Consider the following 18,138-nt stretch of genomic DNA (forward strand, 5'->3'; position numbering starts at 1 on the left):
CTCCCGGCTACTCGCTGGGCGTATGAGTGGTGGTTCCGTGGGAGTTGTGGCCTGTCGAGTCATCGCTCCCCGGGAGGTCGCGAATGCCGTCAGTCGTCGGACTGCTGGAACAGCACGAACTCGCCGCTCGCCGTCGAGTCGACGGGCTGCGGGAGGAGGCCGACCGCATCCAGGCCGAACTGGCCGCGGCCGAGCAGGAATGGCAGGAGTGGGCGATCGCCCGCAAGCGGGTCGACACGGTGCTGGCTGCAGACGGCGGCAGCACCGCCGACACGGAGGTCACCGAGGATCCGAGGGATGCAGACGCGCAGTCGGCGCCCCGGGATGCGGCGAAGCCGAAGTCGCAGGTGCCGGTATGGCGAGAGGGGCTGGCCTGGCCGGCACTGTCGGTGGACTACCAGCGCATCCTGCAGTTGGGGGCGGACCGGGTCCGGCTCGGGCAGGGGCCGGTAACCTGCCAGGAGATGGCCGCAGCGTTCGGCATGGACGTGGTGCCGGCACGGGTGGAGGCACTGCGGTCGAAGGCGAAACGTCTGGTCGCGCGTGGCTGGCTGGCTGAACCGGCGCCGGGCCGGTTCACGCCCGCCCGCGGTGTGGCCCAGCCAGACGGCGGCTCATGACCATGGTCATCGACCACAGGACGATCCATCGTTTGGGCAGGACTACGAACCCCTTGACGTCGTCGCTGCGCTTGACGATCGCCAGCACCAGCGCGAACGCGGCCAGGCAGTGCTCGACGAGGCTGCCGGTATAGCCGCCGTCAGCCCAGACGAGGGCGAGGCGGTGGTGCGCGTTGGCCACCCGGGCGAGCAGGACCTGCGCGGCCGAACGGTCGCCGACATCCGCAGCGGTGACCATCACGCCCAGCAGCAGGCCGAGGGTGTCGACCACGACATGCCGCTTGCGCCCGTTGATCTGTTTGCCGCCGTCGTAGCCGCGGCTGTCTGAGCCCACCACGGCGTCCGCCTTGACCGACTGTGAGTCGATCACACCGGCCGTGGGCTCTGTGTCCTTGCCCAGCATCCCGCGGACCCGCTCACGCAGCCGGTCGTGGAACTCCCTGACCAGGTCATGGTCGCGCCAGCGGCGGAAGAACGCGTACACCCGGTCCCACGGCGGGAAGTCCACCGGCATGGCGCGCCACTTGATTCCGTTGTCAACGAGGTAGCGGATCGCGTCCAATATCGCCCGGTGGCAGTACGCCTCCGGCTGCCCGCCGCGACCGCGCATCCAGCCCGGCACCGGCAGCAGCGGCCGGACCTTGGCCCACTCCCCGTCGGTCATGTCGGTCGGGTAACGGCGCTCGCGCATCCCGTTGTCGGTGGCGTTTCCGAACCGGTGAGCCAGACAGTCACACGCGAGGGTGACCGGGGTGGACTCCGTCTCGGCGGTCGCGTAGAACTGCGACAACAGGGCCTCCTGGATCGCTCGTTGGCATAGACACCCTCTGAGCTACCAAGAGGCCCTGCTCTCATGCCCGGCGCCGACCGCAATCACCCGATCGAGACTCCCGTTCGAAGCGCATCTCTCAAGATCGAAAAGACAACAGCTTCTCACCCAGCCACGGCCATAGCCACCCGGAGAGGTCTGGCCCTGCACGCCGCCGCGGGCGGCGTCGTCCACGCCAGGCCATCACCAGCCCGACAGCCCCCGCTGCAAGCGCGAAACGGGCAGCATGTCACTTACCGCCCCCTCAAGCCTCGTCCACCACCTGCTGTCCTCGTCGGCCTTGCCAGTGGGGGCCGCTGGCAGGGCGTTGCCCCTCAGCCGTTCGGTCGCCCTGCGGCGCTGCCCTGGCTGCCATGAGCCCAAGGGAGCGCACGGCCGGGCGGTGGCCGACTGCCCCCTCCGCCGGGCGATCCGCTGGAGTTGCGTGCTGCGTGCCCCCGAGCGCGGAGTCTCCCTCATCGTCATGCCGATATTCGAGCGGATCCGAGCGGTGATCCGCTGACCTTTTCGCAAAAGAGGACCGCACCCGCACACAGCGCCAACGAACCGACTGCTGGCACCCTGGACGGCGGCCGCAGCCGAGTCCGTCGGCGCCGTCATCGCCCGTGTCGGCGAACGCGCCGGAACCCTTCGCGACTCGACCGCGGCGCACAGCGGCGCGCGGCTCTCCCAAGCTACCGCCCCCTTCCCCACGAGGGTGGTGGCGTGAACGCGTTCGACCAGGTCACAGTGGCGGTAGAAGAAGGGAGTCATCGTGTGGGGCATCGGACCGCACCTCGAGACCCCGGGCGTAAGGGAAACCGCCCACCCCGGACCGGACCACCACTGGGAGTGGTGTCGCCGCCTTGCCGCCGTGGACGCGAACGCGGCAACCCAGCCCGCCCAACACCGTTCGAGGCAGGCGCAGTGAGCGGGAATGGATCTACGACCCACTCCCGCTCACTATGTGGGAACGGTATTTTGCCGTGTACGGGCTCTTCATCCGGTCTGCCTGCAGGGCGGGATGTCGGCCGATCGACAGCTCCGGGGGTCTGTATGCGTTGGATCGGCAAGCGACGGAACGGCACTCCGGAGTCCGGTGAGTCGGCGGCCGAGGTGGTCGCGCGGTTGCGGGAGGGCAGTGCCTCGGCCGAGCAGGACGGTCGGCAGGGCAGGCCCGGCAAGGCGGTGAAGCGGTACCGCGAACTGGTCGTTCGTGCGACGGCCGCGCCCGGGCCCGACGACCCCGACACCCTGGCCCTGCGGCACCAACTCGCCCACTGGACAGGGGAGTCGGGCGACCCGGAGGGCGCGGTGCAGCTGTTCGCGCAGCTCCTCTCCGACCGTGAGCGGCTCCAGGGGCCCCGGCATCAGGACACCGGCCTGGCCCGCCACCAGCTCGCCCACTGGCATGGCCGGGCAGGGCGGCCCGAGGAAGCCGTACGCCGTTACGAGGAGATGCACCGCTCGGCCGAGCAGGAGGACCGTACCGAGGCCGCGCTCAACCTGCTCTGCGACATGGGCCACTGGCAGCAGCAAGCCGGCGACAACGCGGCCGCGCTGCGCACCTTCACCCGGATGCTGAAGACCGCCGAGGGTGAGCTCGGTTCGCAGCACCGGCTCACCGGTATCGCCCGACAGCGTTATGCCGAACTCGCCGGCGGGCTGCCCTTCGGTCATGAGCGGGGGCACGACAGCCTGGAGGGGCTCGTCGCGGCGGCCGCGGAGATCGAGCGGAGCGGTGACCTGCGGAGGGCCGCCCGCATGTACGGTCAAATAGCGGAGAAATGTGAGGAGTTGTACGGCGCGGGCAGTGACCGGACGCTCGGCGCGCTGGTGTCGCAGGCGAAGGTGGCCATGCAGACGGATGACCCAGAAGGCCTGGCCGAAGCCGTTGTCTGTTTCGGGAAAGTGCTCGCGTGCATGGAGCTACGGGGAGAGGGCCCGGGTTCTCCCGAGTACGACACGCTGTCCCAGCAACGCGATGGACTCGCTCGGGCAGCCGGGACGACGGAATTGCACATCGGCGACACGGCGGGAACCCTGCTCGCCAGGCAGGTGGAGGCGGCACCCGCCACGGCCTTCGGGTTGCTGGCACGCGAAGCCCGCGCCCGGCATATCGCCCGGGTCTTCCCGGTCAGCGGTGATACCGATGACACGCGACCGCACCGGGTCAGCGTCACGCAGTGGCGCACCGTGATCCAGCACGTGGCCGACCAGGGGTGCGAGGCCCGCGCCTTCTACTTCGCCCGTGCGGACCGCCGGCCGATACCCGAGGAGATCGCTCTGTGTGAGCGGCTGGGGCTGCTCGGCGTCTACGTCTCCAGTGAGGGCGCCGGCAATGTCAACGTGCAGGCTTACTCCTTCCGGGACGGCACGGCCCATTCGGTGTCGCTCGTCGTGGTGGACGACGAGCCGGCGGAGCCGGAACCCGCCCCCGCGCGTGCCCAGGGTGGTCCCACGGACGTCCATGCCGAAGCCGAGGCCCTGGGGGAGTGGCGGCAGGTGGCGCGGGCCACGTCCGCGCGGACGATGGAGGATCCGGCGGCCTTCGGTCCCTACGAGGTCCTGGAGCGCGTCGGGGAGGGCGGGTTCGGTCGCGTCTACCTCTGCCAGGATCCGGACGGCGTCATGGTGGCGGTCAAGACCCTGCACGCGGAGTACGCGGCCGACTCCTCGATCCGGGATGGGTTCACGCACGAGGTGCAGGCGGCCCGGCGGGTCAGCGGCCGGTTCACCGTGCCCGTGATCGCCGCCGACACCAGCGGCGAGACCCCCTGGATGGCCGTGCCGTTCGTGGCCGCGCCCTCGCTGCAGGAGGTGGCCGAGCGGTGCGGAGCCCTGGATACCGCCACCGTCCGCGGCATCGGTGCGGGCATTGCCTCCGCGCTCAGCGCCATTCACGCCGAGGGCATCGTGCATCTCGACCTCAAACCCGCGAACGTGCTGCTGACCGAGGACGGACCCCGCGTCATCGACTTTGGTATCGCGCAGATCGAGCGGCTGACCGAGCCCCGGAGCGGGTTCGCCGGTACGTACGCCTACGCCTCGCCGGAACAGATCCGGGAGCACCAGCAGTTCACCCCGGCCAGCGACGTGTTCTCCCTCGGCACGCTCCTCGCCCGCCTCGCCCTGGGGCGCCTTCCCTGGGGCAGGAAGGTTCTCGCCGTGATGAGCAACATCTGCGACGGCACGCCCGACCTGGGGGGTCTGCCCGCCGAACTGGAGCAGGTGGTGCGGTCGTGTCTGCAGGCCGATCCGGCCCGGCGGCCGACCCCTGCCGAGGTCGCCGCGGCCCTCGCGGCCAGCCCTGCGGGCGCACCCCTCGGACCGGAGGCGGAACGCTGCGCCCCGCCGCCCCTGCCCGCCGAGGCAACGACCCTCATCCGCGAGCACGCCGCTCTCCCGGCCACCCGCCGCTTCGAGACGCTCGTCCACACTCGGCTCGAGGGGCCGGACGACACCACGGTCGCCGCACGGCCGGCGACGGGCGGCGACACCAGTGACACACCACCCGAGGCCCGCACCCCCGACACCGCGGCCCGGGACCTCGAAGCCCAAGTCCTCGCCTGGGAACGCGAAGGCGGCTCGAAGTCGACCGACCAGGTACGCCGGGAATGCGGCGCCTTCGCCGCGGAGGCGCGCTCCCGGCTCGGCGAGGACCACCCCCTGGCCCTGCGCCTCAAGGTCTCCCACGCCATGCTCGGCTACGTCGGGACAAGCGGAACGGCTTACGCCGAACGCGTCGTGGACGAGGTCGCCGTACGTCTCGGTGACGGCCATCCCACGGTCCGGGACGCTCGTACGCTGCTGGCGGCGCTGAGGTCCGCCCAGCCGGGCTGAGAGCCGTGTGCCACGGCCTGGTCGATCAACTCGTTCTTCTTGCGCGGCACTTGATCACGCGGCGTCTCCGCGGGCATGAGGGTGAGGTCTGCGGTGTGGTCGACGGGGAAGTCGAGGGTTGCCAGCTGGGCGAACAGGTCGGCGGCGTCCTGGCTGATCGCGGGCGGGCACTCGGCCAGCACCAGCTGCTGTGGCGTAGCTGCGTGAGGTTCCCCCGGCGTGCGGGAGGTGCTGATCAGCTGGTCAGGGCGGGTTGACGGGGTTTCAGGTTCGTTCGTTCGGCCGTTGCCTGGTCGGCGTAGTGCTTCTCCTCGAACTCGATCGGGCTGAGGTAGCCGAGCCGCTTCTGGATGCGCCGGGAGTTATAGAAGCCGTCGATGTACTCGAACAGAGCGAGGTTCGCCTCGGCGCGGGTGGCGAAGACGCGACCGCGGATGCACTCCGTCTTGATGATCATCCACAGGTTCTCCGCGAGAGCGTTGTCGTAGCTGTCCCCGATCGAGCCCATGGATGCTTCAACTCCCGCTCGTAGCAGTCGGGTTGTGAGCTTCACGGATGTGTATTGACAGCCGTGGTCCGCATGGTGGATCAGCTTGCCCGGTTCGACTTCCCGGCTCGCGAGAGCGTACTCGAGGGTGGTCAGGACCAGGTCGGCGTCCGCGCGGGCGGAGGTCTCCCAGGCCCTGTTCTCGTATAGCTACGGCCAGGTGGCGTGTAGCTCTGAGTAATCATCTGGCAACAGTTCTGCTCTTCTGGTCTCCGGTCCGGTTCCGCCTGGCCACTCTGTGGTGATCCAACTGGTTGGGCGAGGGAGCACGTGGTGCGGCAGGACTGGGAGCCGGAAGACCTGATCGAGGTCTGGACGCTGCTCGAAGACGACATGAAGAAGGTCCGGAACAAATCCGGGGCGACCCGGTTGGGCTTCGCGTTGTTGCTCAAGTTTTTCGAGGTGGAGGCCCGGTTCCCGGAGTCTGCCAAGGAGATGCCCGCAGCGGCGGTGGAGTACGTGGCCCAGCAGGTGAAGGTTCCCGCAGGTGCGTGGGCGGACTACGACTGGCAGGGCGACCGGATCAAGCGGCACCGCAAAGAGATACGGGAGGCGTACGGGTTTAGGGCGAACGCAGAGGAGGACCAGGAGCGGCTGGCCGAGTGGCTGGCTGCTGAACTCTGTCCGTTGGAGCTGTCGCGGGATCGGCTGGCGGCGGTGGTGGCCCGGTGCCGTAACGACCACATCGAGCCGCCGGCCCCGGGGCAGGTCGGGCGGCTGGTGGGCAAGGCGGTCAAGGACTTCGAGGCACAGTTTTGCCGCAGCCGGGTGGAACGGATCTCGCACGCGACGCGCTCGCGCCTGGAGGACCTGGTCGCCGGCAGCGAGAACGCGACGGGCGAGGGAGCGGACGGTGATGGCTCGGTGTCGGGCGGCGGGCACGGCCCCGGCGTTGTTCGGTTGTGTCCGGCTTCGTGGTAGTTGATCAGATGCCGTAGACGGCGAAGGCGTCGTTGTGGTTGAGGAGATCGCGGCGGGCGTGGGCGATGTTGGCTCGTCCGGCCAGGCGGAGCGTGCTGATGCCCAGGTTGCGGAAGCTGGCCAGTGCTCGGGGTGCGGTGCCGGTCCTGACCTGGGAGTTGTCCTCATGGAAGGTGACGTCCCGCACCCAGTGGATCTTGTTTTCTATGGACCAGTGGACCCTCTCGTAGTGGTTGAGGTGAGCGGGGCCTGCGAGGTGGGCGGGCAGGCTGGTGACGCCGAAGACGATCTCCTTCCCGGTCCAGGTTCCGTCGAGGCCGCCGGTGTCACGGCGCAGGCGGAAGACCTGTCCCGCGCCGGGGAAGAGGGCGTCGTCGGCTTGGGCGGTGCGGATCGTGCGACGCTCGGTGCGCCCGTGCCCACGGTCGTCCTCGGCCTCGGTGGTCTCGGTCCACTCGGCGTCGGTACCGGCCAGCAGCGCCTGGGCGGCGGCGCGGGCCAGCGGCTGGTTCCCCTTCAGGATCAGGACGTAGTGGGCGTCGAGCCGGTCCGTGATCAGGTGGGCGGTCTTCTTCGTGGTGTGCAGGGCGTCCAGGGTGAACACCCGGCCGGACAAGGCGAGTTGGGCCAGCAGCATGCGGGCCGCCTCGCCCTCGCCGCGCTTGTCCGGAACCTGCCTCTGGCCGAGGACCGCGCCGCTGGCGTGGTCGACCGCCCCGACCAGGAAGACCCGCCCCGATTCGGTGCGGGCGCCGGTCAGGGCCTTGCCGTCGAGAGCCGCAGCGGGCAGCAGCCCGGCCGGCGCCGGGTGTTCCACGGCCCGCTGGGCGGCGCGGCGCTGTTCGCGCTCGATGGGCCCCGGGGTGTCCGGGACCTCGGGCGTCGGTGCCTTTCCGGTCGCGACGTCGGTGACGTATGCGCAGGTCGCCGCGTCCAGCACGTCGGCATCCAGGTCGGCGAGCACGCGGCGGAAGGTGCGCTCGCTGGGCACAAGGTACTGGCCGGCCAGCGGGTCGTACCGGGCGCCGAGGCGGGCCAGTTTGACCTGCGGGGCGCGGGCGGACCACTGCCAGATCGCGGTCATGGAGTCACCACCGACCACCAGCGTCGCGCACGCGGCCAGCACCAGGATCACCACCAGGGGATGCCGCCGCCCACGCTCCGCACGCCGGTCAGGGACCTGCCGCAACCTGCTGACCAGCGCGGATTCCACTGCCACAGGGTCGGCGGCGAGCTCGGCCTCCCACAGCGCGAGATCGGTGAGCTGGCCAAGGACAGGGCTGATCAGGGAGGATGCGGACACGAGCGCGGCTCCTGAGACGATCTTCTGGCGTAGGAACCTGAAAGATCATCAGAGGCCGCGCTCGTCTGGCAACTCGCACCCCTCCCCCTGGGCAAACGACCCAAAACCCATCAAAGATCAACTACGCCGGGGCCGTGGGGCGGCGGGCGGTCGCACTTCGCCGAATTGAAGGCCGACCCGGGGGCGCCGGGCCTGGAGAGCCTGCTGGCGGAGGTGAACAAGCTGAAGCGGGTGCGGCGGCTGGAGTTACCCGCGGACTTGTTCGCGGACGTGTCGGAGAAGCTGGTGGACGCGTGGCGGGCGCGGGCGTCGAAGGAGTACCCGGCGAACCTGGAGCGGATGAAGCCGCCGCGGCGCCTGACGCTGCTGGCCGCGCTTTGCCATGTGCGGCAGACGGAGATTACCGACTCGCTGGTGGACCTGTTCATCCAGTTGGTGCTGAAGATCAACACCCGGGCGGAGCGGAAGGTCGACAAGGAGCTGAACGCCGAGCTGAAGAAGGTCCGGGGCAAGGAGGGGATGCTGCTGCGGGTCGCGGAGGCGGCGTTGTCCGAGCCGTCCGGCACGGTGCGGCGGGTGATCTATCCGGTGGTCGGCGGGGAGAAGACTCTGAAGGCTCTGGCCGCGGAGGCTGCGGCGAACGAGGCCCGCTACAAGGCGAGGGTCCGCACGGTGCTGCGGTCGTCGTACTCGGCGCACTGGCGCCGGATGCTGTCGCCGCTGCTGGGTGCGCTGGAGCTGAAGTGCAACAACACCGCCTACCGGCCGGTGATGGACGCGATCGACCTGCTCCAGCGCTGCCCGCAAGGGCAAGTACGGCGGCCGGCCGTCGGTCATCACCGACGACATGCTGCACACCGTCCTCCGCCGCAGGGCTCGCGGTGAGTCAGTCGAGCAGATCCAGCCCGACCTGATCATCCCCACGGGCAAGCGCAAGGGACAGAACCCTTCGGTGGCGAGCGTCTACCGGGCCCTGGCCGAGCACGCCAAGCGCGAGGCGTATCCCGAGGCCGTCGAGGCGGCCCACGCCGACTTCGCCACCCTTCAGCAGCGCGACCGCGTGTAGTTACTCAGAGCTACACGCCACCTGGCCGTAGCTATACGAGAGCAGGGCCAGGACCCAATGCACACAGCGGCTTCGGCATCGAACTGACCCCGTGGTCGGCAGCCGAATCCTTCCTCGCCAACCTGACCCGCTGAGCCATCCGTACGGCGTCCATGGCCGCGTTCACGGTGTTCCTCGCGGTCACTGACACCACCCAGTAGCACCACCCCAAGCGCCGCGCCCCGCCCTTCCCGGCCGGGCGCGGCGCTCTGCGCGTTTCCACCCTTCACCCGAGCAGGAGACCTCCTTGCACCCGATCCGCCTGATCTCGTTCGGCTACCTGCACCTGCCCACCAGCTTGGACGGCTCCCCCGTCCCGCCTGCCGCTGACCGCATCGAGGACGTTCGTGACCGGCTCCGCGACCCGGCCGCCGCCCGCGCGAGATCCGGGCCGATCCGTGGGTCGTCACCGAGGCCGTCGCTACCGCCGTCGCCGTCCTGGAACGGCTGCACACGAGCACCTGGCTGTTCCCGGCGACGATGTTCACCGACGGCCGCGACAGCGCGACCATCCTCCGCAGCCGCGTCGGCGGCTCCCGGTCGGAGACCCGGATCAACCACGACATCGCCGAGTTCCTGGCCTGGGTCGAGACCTACTGCACCGAGCACGGCCGCAGCGACCACATCCCGCCCGACCCGGTCCACCCGGTCATCTACACCGGGCGCCTGCGCCGCACCCTGGCCTGGTTCATCGTCCGCCGACCGCGAGGTCTGGTCGCCGCCGCCATCCAATACGGACATCTCCGCGTCCAGATGACCCTCGGCTACGCCGGAAGCTACGCCTCGGGCTTCCCCGACGACCTCGCGTTCGAGGACTGGCTGGCCCGACTGGACACCCTCGCCGACGCACACGAGCGCCTACGTGAAGGCGAGCAGGTCAGCGGCCCAGCAGCCGAGACCTACCGGCACCGCGTCCAGGCCGCCACGCGCTTCGCGGCGGGTGCGTTTCTTCTTGAGGGACGAGAAACACCTGGTCAACGCGTTGGCCCTCCGGAAACCGCGTCACGGTAGATCGTGTCGTTCTTCCCGGAACGACCACGTCCGTACTGGTCACCGACGAGGTCCCTCCAGAAGAAACGCACCCCTTCGCGGCCGAGTCCTGCGTACCAAACGGCACGCCAACGCCATGCTCACCAACCCCGACCTGCAGATCTTCCCCGGCAAGGGCATGACCTGCGTCCTGGACCCCAAGAGGGCAGCCTGCCGCCTGCGCAGCGAGGAGGACGGCACCCGCCGCACCCCCGACCTCGACGACTGCCGCCCGAACTGCGTCAACATCGCCCGGACCGATCGCGACATCGAACACGTCCACGTCCAGATCGAACGGCTACGGCCGCTCGTCGACGACCCGCTGGCTCCCGCCTTCCGCCACGCCCGCGAACAGCACGAACTCGACCGCCTGGAACGCATCGTCACCGCCCACGACCACACCGGAGAACCCCACGATGGCCACTGACCGCGACGCCGAACGCGACGCCATCACCGCAGCGATCCAGCGGCTGCTCGACGGCCGTCCAACCCGGTCCACGGGGGCGCTCACCACGCTGCAACTCGCCGCCGAGGCAGGCGTCAAGCGCTGGGTCCTCACGCACAAGCACGTCGACCTGAAAGAAGAATTCACCCGCCGAAAGTCCGAGGCAAACGGCATCCCGCCCGCGTTCCAGCATCTGCACGCCCGCGTAGTAGACGCCGAAGCCGCCGCCCGCACACTGCGGGAAGACAACGGCCGGCTCCGCGAGCGCGTCGCCGTCTATGCCCAGGTCATCCACGAACTCCGCACCGAGCTGGACCGGCGCACCGACAACAGCACCCAGCCCAGCCCCGTCCGGAGCCTCCCCACCAGCATCACCTGACGCGCGAGGCGGTCGCGGCGCTGACCCTTTCCCAAGCCTGGTACGTGTCACAAGAACTGCGATGCGTGTCTGGGATGGGGAACTCTGTCGACCGCATCAGCCGGTCGAGTGCTACTGGCCCGGCCGCTCGGGCTCCATCCGGAAGCAGACGAAGCGGGTCTTGGCGGCGGCTGTGCGCAGCTCGTCGTCGGTGGGCTGCCGGTCGCCTGGGAGGCCGAGCATCAGTCCCTTGGCGGCCTTGGGTCCTTTGCGCCGGCCGAACTCGCCCAGCAGGGCGGCGACTTTCTCAGGGTCCTCGACGACCGTCGGGACGGCGCCGTGGTCCTGGCCCCGGATGCGCAGCCGGACGGCGGACCCTTCACGCATGCTGGGGATCCAGCCGAGCTGGGAGGACATGGCGAGCACGGTGCCGGGATCCCAGTCGAAGTAGCCGATGGGGACCGTGAATTCGCGGCCCGTCCGGTGCCCCTTGTACGTGAGCAGCATCAGGCGCCCGCTCAGCGGCTTGTGGAAGCGGGAGGCGAGCAGCGGCCGTACGACCTTGTTGGCGGCTCGGAAGATCTTCACCATGGGTGGTCTGGCCGTGTTCGCCGCGGGTGTGCCGGAGGTGCTCACCGGATGCCGCCGGGGGCGGTGTGGACGATCTCGGCCTGGTCGCGCTTGGTGTAGGCGTCCCAGTAGTGCTCGGCGATGGTCTCGGGCTCGGTGCCGGGACCGCTGCCGATGAATACCCCGATGGCCACGTGCGCGGTGTGCACTCCGCGCTCGGCGAGGTCGATGCCCAGGGCCATGGCGTAGTTGCGCAGGGCGGCCGCCGCGACGCCGATGCTGCCGAACGCGCCGCCGCTCGGCCGGATGGAGGAGGCGCCCGTGGAGAACAGCAGGGTGCCACTGCCGCGTTCGAGCATGGCGGGCAGCACCTGACGGACCGCGGCGACCGCTCCGTACAGGTAGTAGTCGAGCTGCTTGTGGAGGTCCTGCGTCGTGGCGTCGACGGCGGCGGCGCCGGCGAACGTGGGGTCGGCGGGTGAGTACTCCAGTACGTCGACGGCCCCGAACCGGTCGGCGACCGCGGCGAGCGCCGACTGCAGCGAGTCGGGACGCGTCACGTCCGCGGCGAAGCCCGCGGCCTCGATGCCCTCCTCGGAGAGCCGCGCGGCGAGCGCGTCGAGCTTGTCCTGGGTCCGGGAGACCAGGGCGACCTGGAAACCCTCCCTTCCGAAGCGGCGGGCGATGGACAGGCCCAGGCCGGGGCCTGCCCCGATGACAGCGATGACGGGCATGGGTGGTGCTCCTGTGGTCGGACGGCCTGAATGGATGAGGCGCACTTCCCGCCACGTCAGCGGTCAGGACTGAAAGTCGAGGGCGGCCTCATGTTCTTGGATCGTAGCAGAGAATATGAGGCCGCCCTCCGGTTGGTAGCCTGAGTGACATGGCCATTGACCGTCCGTCCGCCTCCGCCGGGAACCCGGCCCCTGTCCGCCCCCTGCGGCGCGACGCGCAGCGCAATCGCGAGGCCCTGCTCACCGCGGCCCGCTCCTGCTTCGCCGAGCAGGGCATGGAGGCACCCCTGGAGCAGGTGGCCAAGCGGGCCGGGGTGGCCATCGGCACGTTGTACCGGCACTTCCCCACCCGACTGGACCTGGTGCAGGCGACCTTCGCCGAGAAACTGGCCGTCTGGCGGGAGGCCGCCGAGAAGGCCGTCACCATGGACGACGCCTGGGCCGGGCTGTGCCACTTCCTGGAGACCATGTGCGAACTCCAGTCACAGGACCAGGGGTTCAACGACCTTGCCTCCATGCGGTTGCCGGAGAGCGCCTGCCTGGCGGGCACCCAGACCCGCATCCGTGAACTCGGTGTACACATCGTCGAGCGTGCGCAGGAGCAGGGCAGCCTGCGCCCCGACCTCACCCCCGAGGACCTTGCCTTCGTCATCTGGTCGCACAGCCGCGTCACCGAGGCCACCCACGCCATCGCCCCGGACGCCTGGCGCCGCCACCTTTACCTTCTGCTCGACGGCTTCCGAACCGACCGCGCCCACCCGCTGCCGGCGCCGCCGCTCACCGAGGAGCAGCTGTACCGCGCCATGATCAGCCTCGGCGGAAACGGGGCCTGCGGCGCCTGACCGTCGGGACGCGCGTTGTCTCAAGGCGCCGCGGGGAGCCCCTGCCTGGCGACCAGGCCGAGCCGGTACGCCTCCGTTCCTGCGACGCAGAGTTCGTGGAGGCGTTCGGTGACCTCCGCGTGCACCAGCGACACGGCGCGCTCGAAGACCGCCTCGTCGGCGAAGCATTCGCACAGCCAGACCACATCCGGGTCCTCGCTGCTGACATGCATCAGGTAAAGCAGCCACGACGCCACGCTCTACAAAAGCCGCAACACAGTCGAGCGCGCCATCAACTAGTTCAAGGAAAGGCGGGGGCTGGCCACCCGCTACGACAAGACACTCGATACTCCTCAGCGGCGCACGGAAGCCCGGTCGGCGTCACGCCGAGGAGGCGGCAAGGGCCCGCGCGCTGCTGAAGGTAGCGGGCGTTGACCAGTCCTGTTGGCGAAGGAGGTCCAGCAGGGCGGTTTCGGCTGGCCCCGGGTCGTGACGCACGCCGACCAGGACCCGTTCGGAGAGGGCGGGGGCCAGCGGCCTGGCCAGCTGGGTATAGGGGGGCGGGACGGTGGAGGCGGGGACCATGGTCACACCCAGGCCATGCGCGACCAGTTGTACCGCCGTGGCGATCTGAGAGGCGCGTGCCACGGTCGAGGGAGTGATCCCGACGCGCCTGAGAACCTGGCCGATCTGTTCGTCCAGGAGGCCGCCACGGGTGAACCGCACCCAGCCCTCGCCGGCCAGGTCCTCCAGTCGTACGGAGTCTGCCCGGTGCAGGGGGTGTTGGGGAGGAAGGATCACGGCATACGGCTCCTCGCCCAGTTCGTGGACGTCGTAGCCGCACTCGGGTGCGAGGTGGTGGTACAGCACCAGATCGACCGTACCCAGGTGGTCGAGGTGTTCCATCTCCACCGGCGTGGGTTCTTCCACGAGAGTCACATGAAGGCGCGGATGGATGCACCGCAACTCTCCCAGGGCGGCGGCAAGCTGGTTGGTCGCCAGGCCGGTTGAGGCGACCACGAGGATTTCGCCCGTCAGATCGCCTCCGCTGGCACGTGCCGCGGCGCGGGCTCGGCGGGCGGCGCTCACGGCGATCTCGGCCTCTTTGAGGAAGGCCCGCCCGGCGACGGTCACCGCGACTCCGCGCGGGATCCGGGTGAAGATGCGGACGCCGAGATCCTTCTCCAGCGCCGCAACCTGATGGGAGACCGTGGGCTGGGCGACGCCGAGCCGGGCGGCGGCCGCAGTGACAGAGCCCTCTTCGGCCATGGCCAAGGCGTATTCGTACTGGCGCAGGTTCATCGGTTTCTCCTCACGTGACCCATAGAAGCATTCTATAGCACGTAAGCAAATGAACTATTTGCTTCTATGGATAGTCACTCATACCGTGATGCTCATGGCGCGGTCAACACGAGGAATTTCCCGGTGCCGCCGTTCTGAGGAGAAAGCCATGGGACAGAAGTCGAAAATCATGGACAGTGAAATTCAGGAGCTTATTGACAAAGCTGCGGAACTCGTTCCCCGGCTGGCTGAAATCGGCAACCGCTCGGACAGCCTGAGTGAGGACCCGACGGAGGCGATGAAGCTGCTCAATGAAGCCGGCTTCTGGCGTCTGCAGGTCCCGGCCGCATACGGCGGGTACAGCGACGGCAGCGTCGCGTTCGGCCTGGAGGCCCTGTACAAGATCTATCTGTCTATCGGTCGAGGAGACGCCGCCGTCCTGCTCAACACCGTCGTCGGCTCCGTCGTCCTGGCCGAGCTCTTCAGCAGCGATCTTCCCGAAGCGACCAAGCGTCAGGTGGCAGATGACATCGCCACCGGCCGGAGGTTCCGCTTCGTCGCGTCCGCCTCCGAGACCGGTGTCGCCACCGGCCCGACCACCGCGCGCAAGGTCGACGGCGGCGTGCTGGTCAAGGGCACCAAGTCCTTCAACAGCAACAGCGGCAGCGCGGCCGAGGGCTACGCAAGCGTCTCCGCCCAACTGGAGGGCTCGACGTCCCTGGTCACCGCCCTGATCCCGCTCGACACCCTGGCCGTGCGCCTCCACGGCGACTGGGACGTCATGGGCATGCGCGGCACCCAGAGCCAGCGCATCACCTACGACGACGTCTTCGTCCCCGACGGCTGGTACACCGTCCAGGCCACGCGCGACCCCCTGCTGTTCCCCGTGGCACAGGCCGGCCAGGCGATCATCGTTCTCGGCCCTGCCTACGGGGCACTGGACGCGGCGATCGACTACGTCAGGGCCTCCACCACTCCCACCGTGAAGATCTACGACTCGATCCAGACCGACCCGTTCGTCCGCCGACGCATAGGCGAGTTCCGCATCAAGCTGGACGCGGCCCGAGCCCTGCTGATGGAACTCGTCCGTGCCGTGGAGAACGCCGACGACAAAACCGAGATCGCCCAGCTCATGATCGACGCGCTCTCCGCCAAGACCGCCGCGACCAGCATCGCCGTCGAGGTCGCGTCCGGGATCGTCGACCTCACCGGGACCCGCAGCGCCGCCGCCAAGTACAACATCGACCGTTTCTGGCGCAACATCCGCACCTTCTCCCAGCACGACCCCAAGGTCGATGCGGCACAGTACTTCGTCGGCGGCTACCACCTGGCCGGAGAAGTCCCCGGCATGGAGGTCTACGTCCGTGTCTGACAGGCTCGCCGGCAATGACCGCCTCGCCCAGCGCGGTACAAGAAGAGAAACTCCCGTGACCGCACCCGACGACCTCGAACTCGCCGGACGCTTCCGGGAGGCCATGGCCTCATTTCCCAGCGGCGTCACCATCGTGACCACGGTGGATGAGGACGGACGCCCCTGGGGGTTCACCGCGAGCGCCTTCTCCTCGGTCTCGGCCGAACCGCCGCTCGTCCTGGTGTGCCTGTCCCGGACCGCCGAGTGCCACCCGGTGTTCGAGCGCTCCACGCACTGGACCATCAACATCCTCAACGACGGCCACCAACCGCTCGCCCGCCGGTTCGCGACCCGCGGCGCGGACAAGTTCGCCGGCGACGAGTTCCACCTCGACCCCGAGGGCGTGCCCTACCTACCCGACGCGTCGGCGCGCCTGCACGTCTCCGCATACGACCGTCACGTCTCCGGCGACCACACCATCCTGGTGGGACGCGTGCACGACGTCCGACTCGGACAGGACCCGGCGACCGTCTACTTCCAACGCGGCTTCCACGCACTGGCTGGCTGAGTCCCGCCAACCATCCAGGGGCCGCACACTGACACCAGGTGTGCGGCCTCGGCCCGAGAACGGCCGACCGCGGGTGCCGGCTCCTGCAGCGGCCTGCTTTGTCGGCGAGTCACTGTGCAGCCGGTGGCCTGTGCACCACCGCTCCTGGCGTACTCGGCGTCCGCATGCGGGCGATGCACCGGGCAGGACGGGCGGTAGCCCCGGCAGGCGCCGCAGTCGAAGTTCTCGAGCTCGACCTGGGACCGGCCGTCGGCGCGGAGCGGCGTGAAGGTGTAGTAGTCGCGGACTTCGGTGACCCGGCCGGCGCGGGAATCGAAGGCGTACTACTCGCGTCGCGCAGGAATCCGCCGAGCCTGGTCTTGTGGCGAGTGCTTGTTGACGAACCGTTCAGGGGTGCGCTGGTAGACGGCGGTCAGGACGTCGGCGCGGACGGCGACCATCCGGACGACGGTGCAGCGGCTCTAGATGTCGATGATCGAGTACAGGTGGCAGAAGACCCGTTTGCCCGGTCCGCGCAGCCGCGCTACGTCCCGGGACCGGATCTCGTTCGGGCGGGTGGCCGGCAGTTCCGGTTTGGTGTGCGCTGGGTGGACGGCGTGGCGGCGACGCTCACGGACCTCGTCGTGCTCGCGCAGGACGCCGTACATGGTGGACACGCCGGCCACGTAACACGCCTTGGTCGAACAGCTGGTGGTATCCCGATGCCGGGGCCGTGTCGGCGAAGTCGCCGGTGTTGAGCGGCGATCGCACGGTGGCCCGCTCCCGGGCCGACAGGGCGCGTGGCTGCGGTCGTGCGGCGGGCGCGGCTTGGCCGATGGCGGCGGGGACTGGCGGTGACGGCGGTAGTGGCCGGCCGGGCCCGGCCGGTGGCCCGGTACGCACCCCGGCAGGGGCGTGAGCTCCGCCACGGCCGTCTCGATCGCGGCGTCGATCATTGTCCCGACGCCGACCCGGCGGTGATCACCGGCTACAAGGCCGCCCGGAACCGGCCCCTGACCCGCGGCCAGAAGCTGTCGAACACCGCACTGGCAGCGGTCCGGGCACCGGTGGAGCACGGCTTCGCCCACCTCAAGAACTGGCGCGTGCTCGGCAAGGTCCGCATCGACCCGACGTGGGCGACCGCCCTGGTCAGGTCCCTGCTCGTCCTCACAAACCGCGAAGCTTCCCGATGACCGACGATCTTCACCGAAGGCATCCACCCACGACCAGCACGAGCATCCCGAACCCCGCACACACCAGACCCGTGACCAGCAACTTCACGATGCACAGTGCTCATGCCTCGACACACCGTCAGGCCCTACCCACCCAACAACGTGACAGCGCCGGCAGTCGCAGTGGCAGGCCGAGATGGCCGACATCCTCGCCCGACGCGCCGGAGTGGAGCCCGACGCCGACCTGAGCCCCGCACTTGCCGCTGGTGTCGCCCTCAGCGCGTTCCAGACCGCCCTGCGCCGCTGGGTGGACAGCGACGGCACCAAGGCCTTGGACGAGCTGGTCGACCAGGCTTTCGCGATGATCACCCCGGCCCTCGACCTCAGCACAGACCCGAACTGAACCCGCCCTCGGCCCGGCCGGTGTCGGCCCCTGTGCCGAGGCCGAGCGCCTCCAGCCGCTGCACTGCGCAACTCCTGCATGCCGGCGCTCCGTCGGGAGGGCATCGGCAACCGTCGGCTCGTGAGGGCCGCACCCGGTCGGGCCGTGCCCGCAGCGGGACGCGCACTCCGTCCTGTGCCGCGTCCGCGCCCGCACGAGGATCCGCTTGCCCCTTGGGAAGCGGTCTCACAGGGCATGGGCATGCGGTGTCCGGTCCCGATGTGTGGGCCGGGCACCGCAT

At 69.5% G+C, this 18,138-nt stretch carries 20 protein-coding genes and 2 pseudogenes; 13 read left to right on the forward strand and 9 right to left on the reverse strand.

Annotation, left to right across the window (positions count from 1 at the left end):
- Positions 1 to 83 precede the first annotated feature (83 nt).
- Positions 84 to 620, forward strand: a complete 537-nt coding sequence (locus OG819_RS58385; RefSeq protein WP_266656980.1) for a hypothetical protein — start codon at positions 84 to 86, stop codon at positions 618 to 620.
- On the opposite strand, the gene OG819_RS58390 is transcribed toward OG819_RS58385, so the two are convergent.
- A complete protein-coding gene (locus OG819_RS58390; protein ID WP_266658402.1) occupies positions 577 to 1,410 on the reverse strand; it encodes an IS5 family transposase in 834 nt (277 codons plus the stop codon). The genes OG819_RS58385 and OG819_RS58390 overlap by 44 nt on opposite strands.
- 1,074 nt (positions 1,411 to 2,484) lie before the next feature.
- Between OG819_RS58390 and OG819_RS58395 the strand changes: the two genes are divergently transcribed.
- Positions 2,485 to 5,271, forward strand: coding sequence for a protein kinase (locus tag OG819_RS58395; protein WP_266658403.1), 2,787 nt, complete (start codon positions 2,485 to 2,487; stop codon positions 5,269 to 5,271).
- Here the strand turns inward: OG819_RS58395 and OG819_RS58400 are convergent.
- A pseudogene (locus OG819_RS58400) lies at positions 5,265 to 5,459 on the reverse strand (hypothetical protein); the annotation flags it as partial. The gene OG819_RS58395 and the pseudogene OG819_RS58400 overlap by 7 nt on opposite strands.
- Before the next feature lie 47 nt (positions 5,460 to 5,506).
- Positions 5,507 to 5,824, reverse strand: a complete 318-nt coding sequence (locus OG819_RS58405) for an IS3 family transposase (protein WP_266658404.1) — start codon at positions 5,822 to 5,824, stop codon at positions 5,507 to 5,509.
- Positions 5,825 to 6,091: 267 nt separating this feature from the next.
- Here OG819_RS58405 and OG819_RS58410 point away from each other — a divergent pair, with 267 nt between their 5' ends.
- Positions 6,092 to 6,739 carry a DUF4158 domain-containing protein gene (locus OG819_RS58410; RefSeq protein WP_266658406.1) on the forward strand — a complete coding sequence of 216 codons (648 nt, stop codon included), beginning with the start codon at positions 6,092 to 6,094 and terminating at the stop codon, positions 6,737 to 6,739.
- Positions 6,740 to 6,743: 4 nt separating this feature from the next.
- On the opposite strand, the gene OG819_RS58415 is transcribed toward OG819_RS58410, so the two are convergent.
- A complete protein-coding gene (locus tag OG819_RS58415; protein WP_266650140.1) occupies positions 6,744 to 8,042 on the reverse strand; it encodes an ISAs1 family transposase in 1,299 nt (432 codons plus the stop codon).
- Positions 8,043 to 8,207: 165 nt separating this feature from the next.
- Here OG819_RS58415 and OG819_RS58420 point away from each other — a divergent pair, with 165 nt between their 5' ends.
- The 5 genes from OG819_RS58420 (at position 8,208) to OG819_RS58440 (ending at position 11,000) form a co-directional block, all read left to right on the forward strand.
- The gene (locus OG819_RS58420) at positions 8,208 to 8,927 is read left to right on the forward strand and encodes a hypothetical protein (protein WP_266658408.1); all 720 of its coding nucleotides are present in this window, start codon (positions 8,208 to 8,210) and stop codon (positions 8,925 to 8,927) included.
- Complete coding sequence (locus OG819_RS58425; protein ID WP_266658409.1) at positions 8,890 to 9,108, forward strand: hypothetical protein; 219 nt, start codon at positions 8,890 to 8,892, stop codon at positions 9,106 to 9,108. Before OG819_RS58420 ends, OG819_RS58425 begins: the two co-directional genes overlap by 38 nt.
- Before the next feature lie 519 nt (positions 9,109 to 9,627).
- Complete coding sequence (locus OG819_RS58430; protein ID WP_266658411.1) at positions 9,628 to 10,158, forward strand: hypothetical protein; 531 nt, start codon at positions 9,628 to 9,630, stop codon at positions 10,156 to 10,158.
- A 115-nt stretch (positions 10,159 to 10,273) separates the two neighbouring features.
- On the forward strand, positions 10,274 to 10,603 hold the full coding sequence (locus tag OG819_RS58435) for a hypothetical protein (RefSeq protein ID WP_266658412.1): 330 nt from the start codon (positions 10,274 to 10,276) through the stop codon (positions 10,601 to 10,603).
- On the forward strand, positions 10,593 to 11,000 hold the full coding sequence (locus OG819_RS58440; protein ID WP_266658413.1) for a hypothetical protein: 408 nt from the start codon (positions 10,593 to 10,595) through the stop codon (positions 10,998 to 11,000). The genes OG819_RS58435 and OG819_RS58440 overlap by 11 nt, the downstream gene beginning before the upstream one ends.
- A 111-nt stretch (positions 11,001 to 11,111) precedes the next feature.
- On the opposite strand, the gene OG819_RS58445 is transcribed toward OG819_RS58440, so the two are convergent.
- Together OG819_RS58445 and OG819_RS58450 are read right to left on the reverse strand one after the other, a co-directional pair.
- The gene (locus tag OG819_RS58445) at positions 11,112 to 11,615 is read right to left on the reverse strand and encodes a hypothetical protein (protein WP_266658414.1); all 504 of its coding nucleotides are present in this window, start codon (positions 11,613 to 11,615) and stop codon (positions 11,112 to 11,114) included.
- A complete protein-coding gene (locus tag OG819_RS58450; RefSeq protein ID WP_266658415.1) occupies positions 11,612 to 12,283 on the reverse strand; it encodes an SDR family NAD(P)-dependent oxidoreductase in 672 nt (223 codons plus the stop codon). The genes OG819_RS58445 and OG819_RS58450 overlap by 4 nt, the downstream gene beginning before the upstream one ends.
- A gap of 149 nt (positions 12,284 to 12,432) precedes the next feature.
- On the opposite strand from OG819_RS58450, the gene OG819_RS58455 reads away from it, so the two are divergent.
- The gene (locus tag OG819_RS58455; RefSeq protein WP_266658416.1) at positions 12,433 to 13,125 is read left to right on the forward strand and encodes a TetR/AcrR family transcriptional regulator; all 693 of its coding nucleotides are present in this window, start codon (positions 12,433 to 12,435) and stop codon (positions 13,123 to 13,125) included.
- A 20-nt stretch (positions 13,126 to 13,145) separates the two neighbouring features.
- On the opposite strand, the gene OG819_RS58460 is transcribed toward OG819_RS58455, so the two are convergent.
- Together OG819_RS58460 and OG819_RS58465 are read right to left on the reverse strand one after the other, a co-directional pair.
- Positions 13,146 to 13,337 (reverse strand): hypothetical protein, encoded by a 192-nt coding sequence (locus OG819_RS58460; RefSeq protein WP_266658417.1) that lies wholly within the window; start codon positions 13,335 to 13,337, stop codon positions 13,146 to 13,148.
- A 148-nt stretch (positions 13,338 to 13,485) separates the two neighbouring features.
- Entirely contained in the window at positions 13,486 to 14,406 is a 921-nt protein-coding gene (locus tag OG819_RS58465; protein ID WP_266658419.1) for a LysR family transcriptional regulator, read from the reverse strand.
- A gap of 148 nt (positions 14,407 to 14,554) precedes the next feature.
- On the opposite strand from OG819_RS58465, the gene OG819_RS58470 reads away from it, so the two are divergent.
- Together OG819_RS58470 and OG819_RS58475 are read left to right on the forward strand one after the other, a co-directional pair.
- Positions 14,555 to 15,757: an acyl-CoA dehydrogenase family protein gene (locus tag OG819_RS58470; RefSeq protein ID WP_266658420.1), complete on the forward strand. Its 1,203-nt coding sequence runs from the start codon at positions 14,555 to 14,557 to the stop codon at positions 15,755 to 15,757.
- A 55-nt stretch (positions 15,758 to 15,812) separates the two neighbouring features.
- Complete coding sequence (locus OG819_RS58475) at positions 15,813 to 16,304, forward strand: flavin reductase family protein (protein WP_266658421.1); 492 nt, start codon at positions 15,813 to 15,815, stop codon at positions 16,302 to 16,304.
- A 461-nt stretch (positions 16,305 to 16,765) separates the two neighbouring features.
- Here the strand turns inward: OG819_RS58475 and OG819_RS58480 are convergent, their stop codons facing one another.
- The gene (locus OG819_RS58480) at positions 16,766 to 16,969 is read right to left on the reverse strand and encodes a hypothetical protein (protein WP_266658423.1); all 204 of its coding nucleotides are present in this window, start codon (positions 16,967 to 16,969) and stop codon (positions 16,766 to 16,768) included.
- A gap of 168 nt (positions 16,970 to 17,137) precedes the next feature.
- Between OG819_RS58480 and OG819_RS58485 the strand changes: the two genes are divergently transcribed.
- Positions 17,138 to 17,476 carry a transposase family protein gene (locus tag OG819_RS58485; protein WP_266658424.1) on the forward strand — a complete coding sequence of 113 codons (339 nt, stop codon included), beginning with the start codon at positions 17,138 to 17,140 and terminating at the stop codon, positions 17,474 to 17,476.
- A gap of 163 nt (positions 17,477 to 17,639) precedes the next feature.
- Positions 17,640 to 17,858, forward strand: a pseudogene (locus tag OG819_RS58490) (TetR family transcriptional regulator); the annotation flags it as partial.
- Positions 17,859 to 18,138: the final 280 nt, after the last annotated feature.

The organism is Streptomyces sp. NBC_01549, from assembly GCF_026339955.1.
Classification (GTDB): domain Bacteria; phylum Actinomycetota; class Actinomycetes; order Streptomycetales; family Streptomycetaceae; genus Streptomyces.

Bases quoted from the DNA above. Each gene is read 5' to 3' on its own strand.
- OG819_RS58440 (WP_266658413.1), top strand. From the start codon at position 10,593: ATGGCCACTGACCGCGACGCCGAACGCGACGCCATCACCGCAGCGATC.
- OG819_RS58425 (WP_266658409.1), top strand. From the start codon at position 8,890: ATGCTGCACACCGTCCTCCGCCGCAGGGCTCGCGGTGAGTCAGTCGAG.
- OG819_RS58435 (WP_266658412.1), top strand. From the start codon at position 10,274: ATGCTCACCAACCCCGACCTGCAGATCTTCCCCGGCAAGGGCATGACC.
- OG819_RS58460 (WP_266658417.1), bottom strand. From the start codon at position 13,337: ATGCATGTCAGCAGCGAGGACCCGGATGTGGTCTGGCTGTGCGAATGC.
- OG819_RS58470 (WP_266658420.1), top strand. From the start codon at position 14,555: ATGGGACAGAAGTCGAAAATCATGGACAGTGAAATTCAGGAGCTTATT.
- OG819_RS58395 (WP_266658403.1), top strand. From the start codon at position 2,485: ATGCGTTGGATCGGCAAGCGACGGAACGGCACTCCGGAGTCCGGTGAG.
- OG819_RS58450 (WP_266658415.1), bottom strand. From the start codon at position 12,283: ATGCCCGTCATCGCTGTCATCGGGGCAGGCCCCGGCCTGGGCCTGTCC.
- OG819_RS58465 (WP_266658419.1), bottom strand. From the start codon at position 14,406: ATGAACCTGCGCCAGTACGAATACGCCTTGGCCATGGCCGAAGAGGGC.
- OG819_RS58455 (WP_266658416.1), top strand. From the start codon at position 12,433: ATGGCCATTGACCGTCCGTCCGCCTCCGCCGGGAACCCGGCCCCTGTC.
- OG819_RS58385 (WP_266656980.1), top strand. From the start codon at position 84: ATGCCGTCAGTCGTCGGACTGCTGGAACAGCACGAACTCGCCGCTCGC.
- OG819_RS58430 (WP_266658411.1), top strand. From the start codon at position 9,628: ATGTTCACCGACGGCCGCGACAGCGCGACCATCCTCCGCAGCCGCGTC.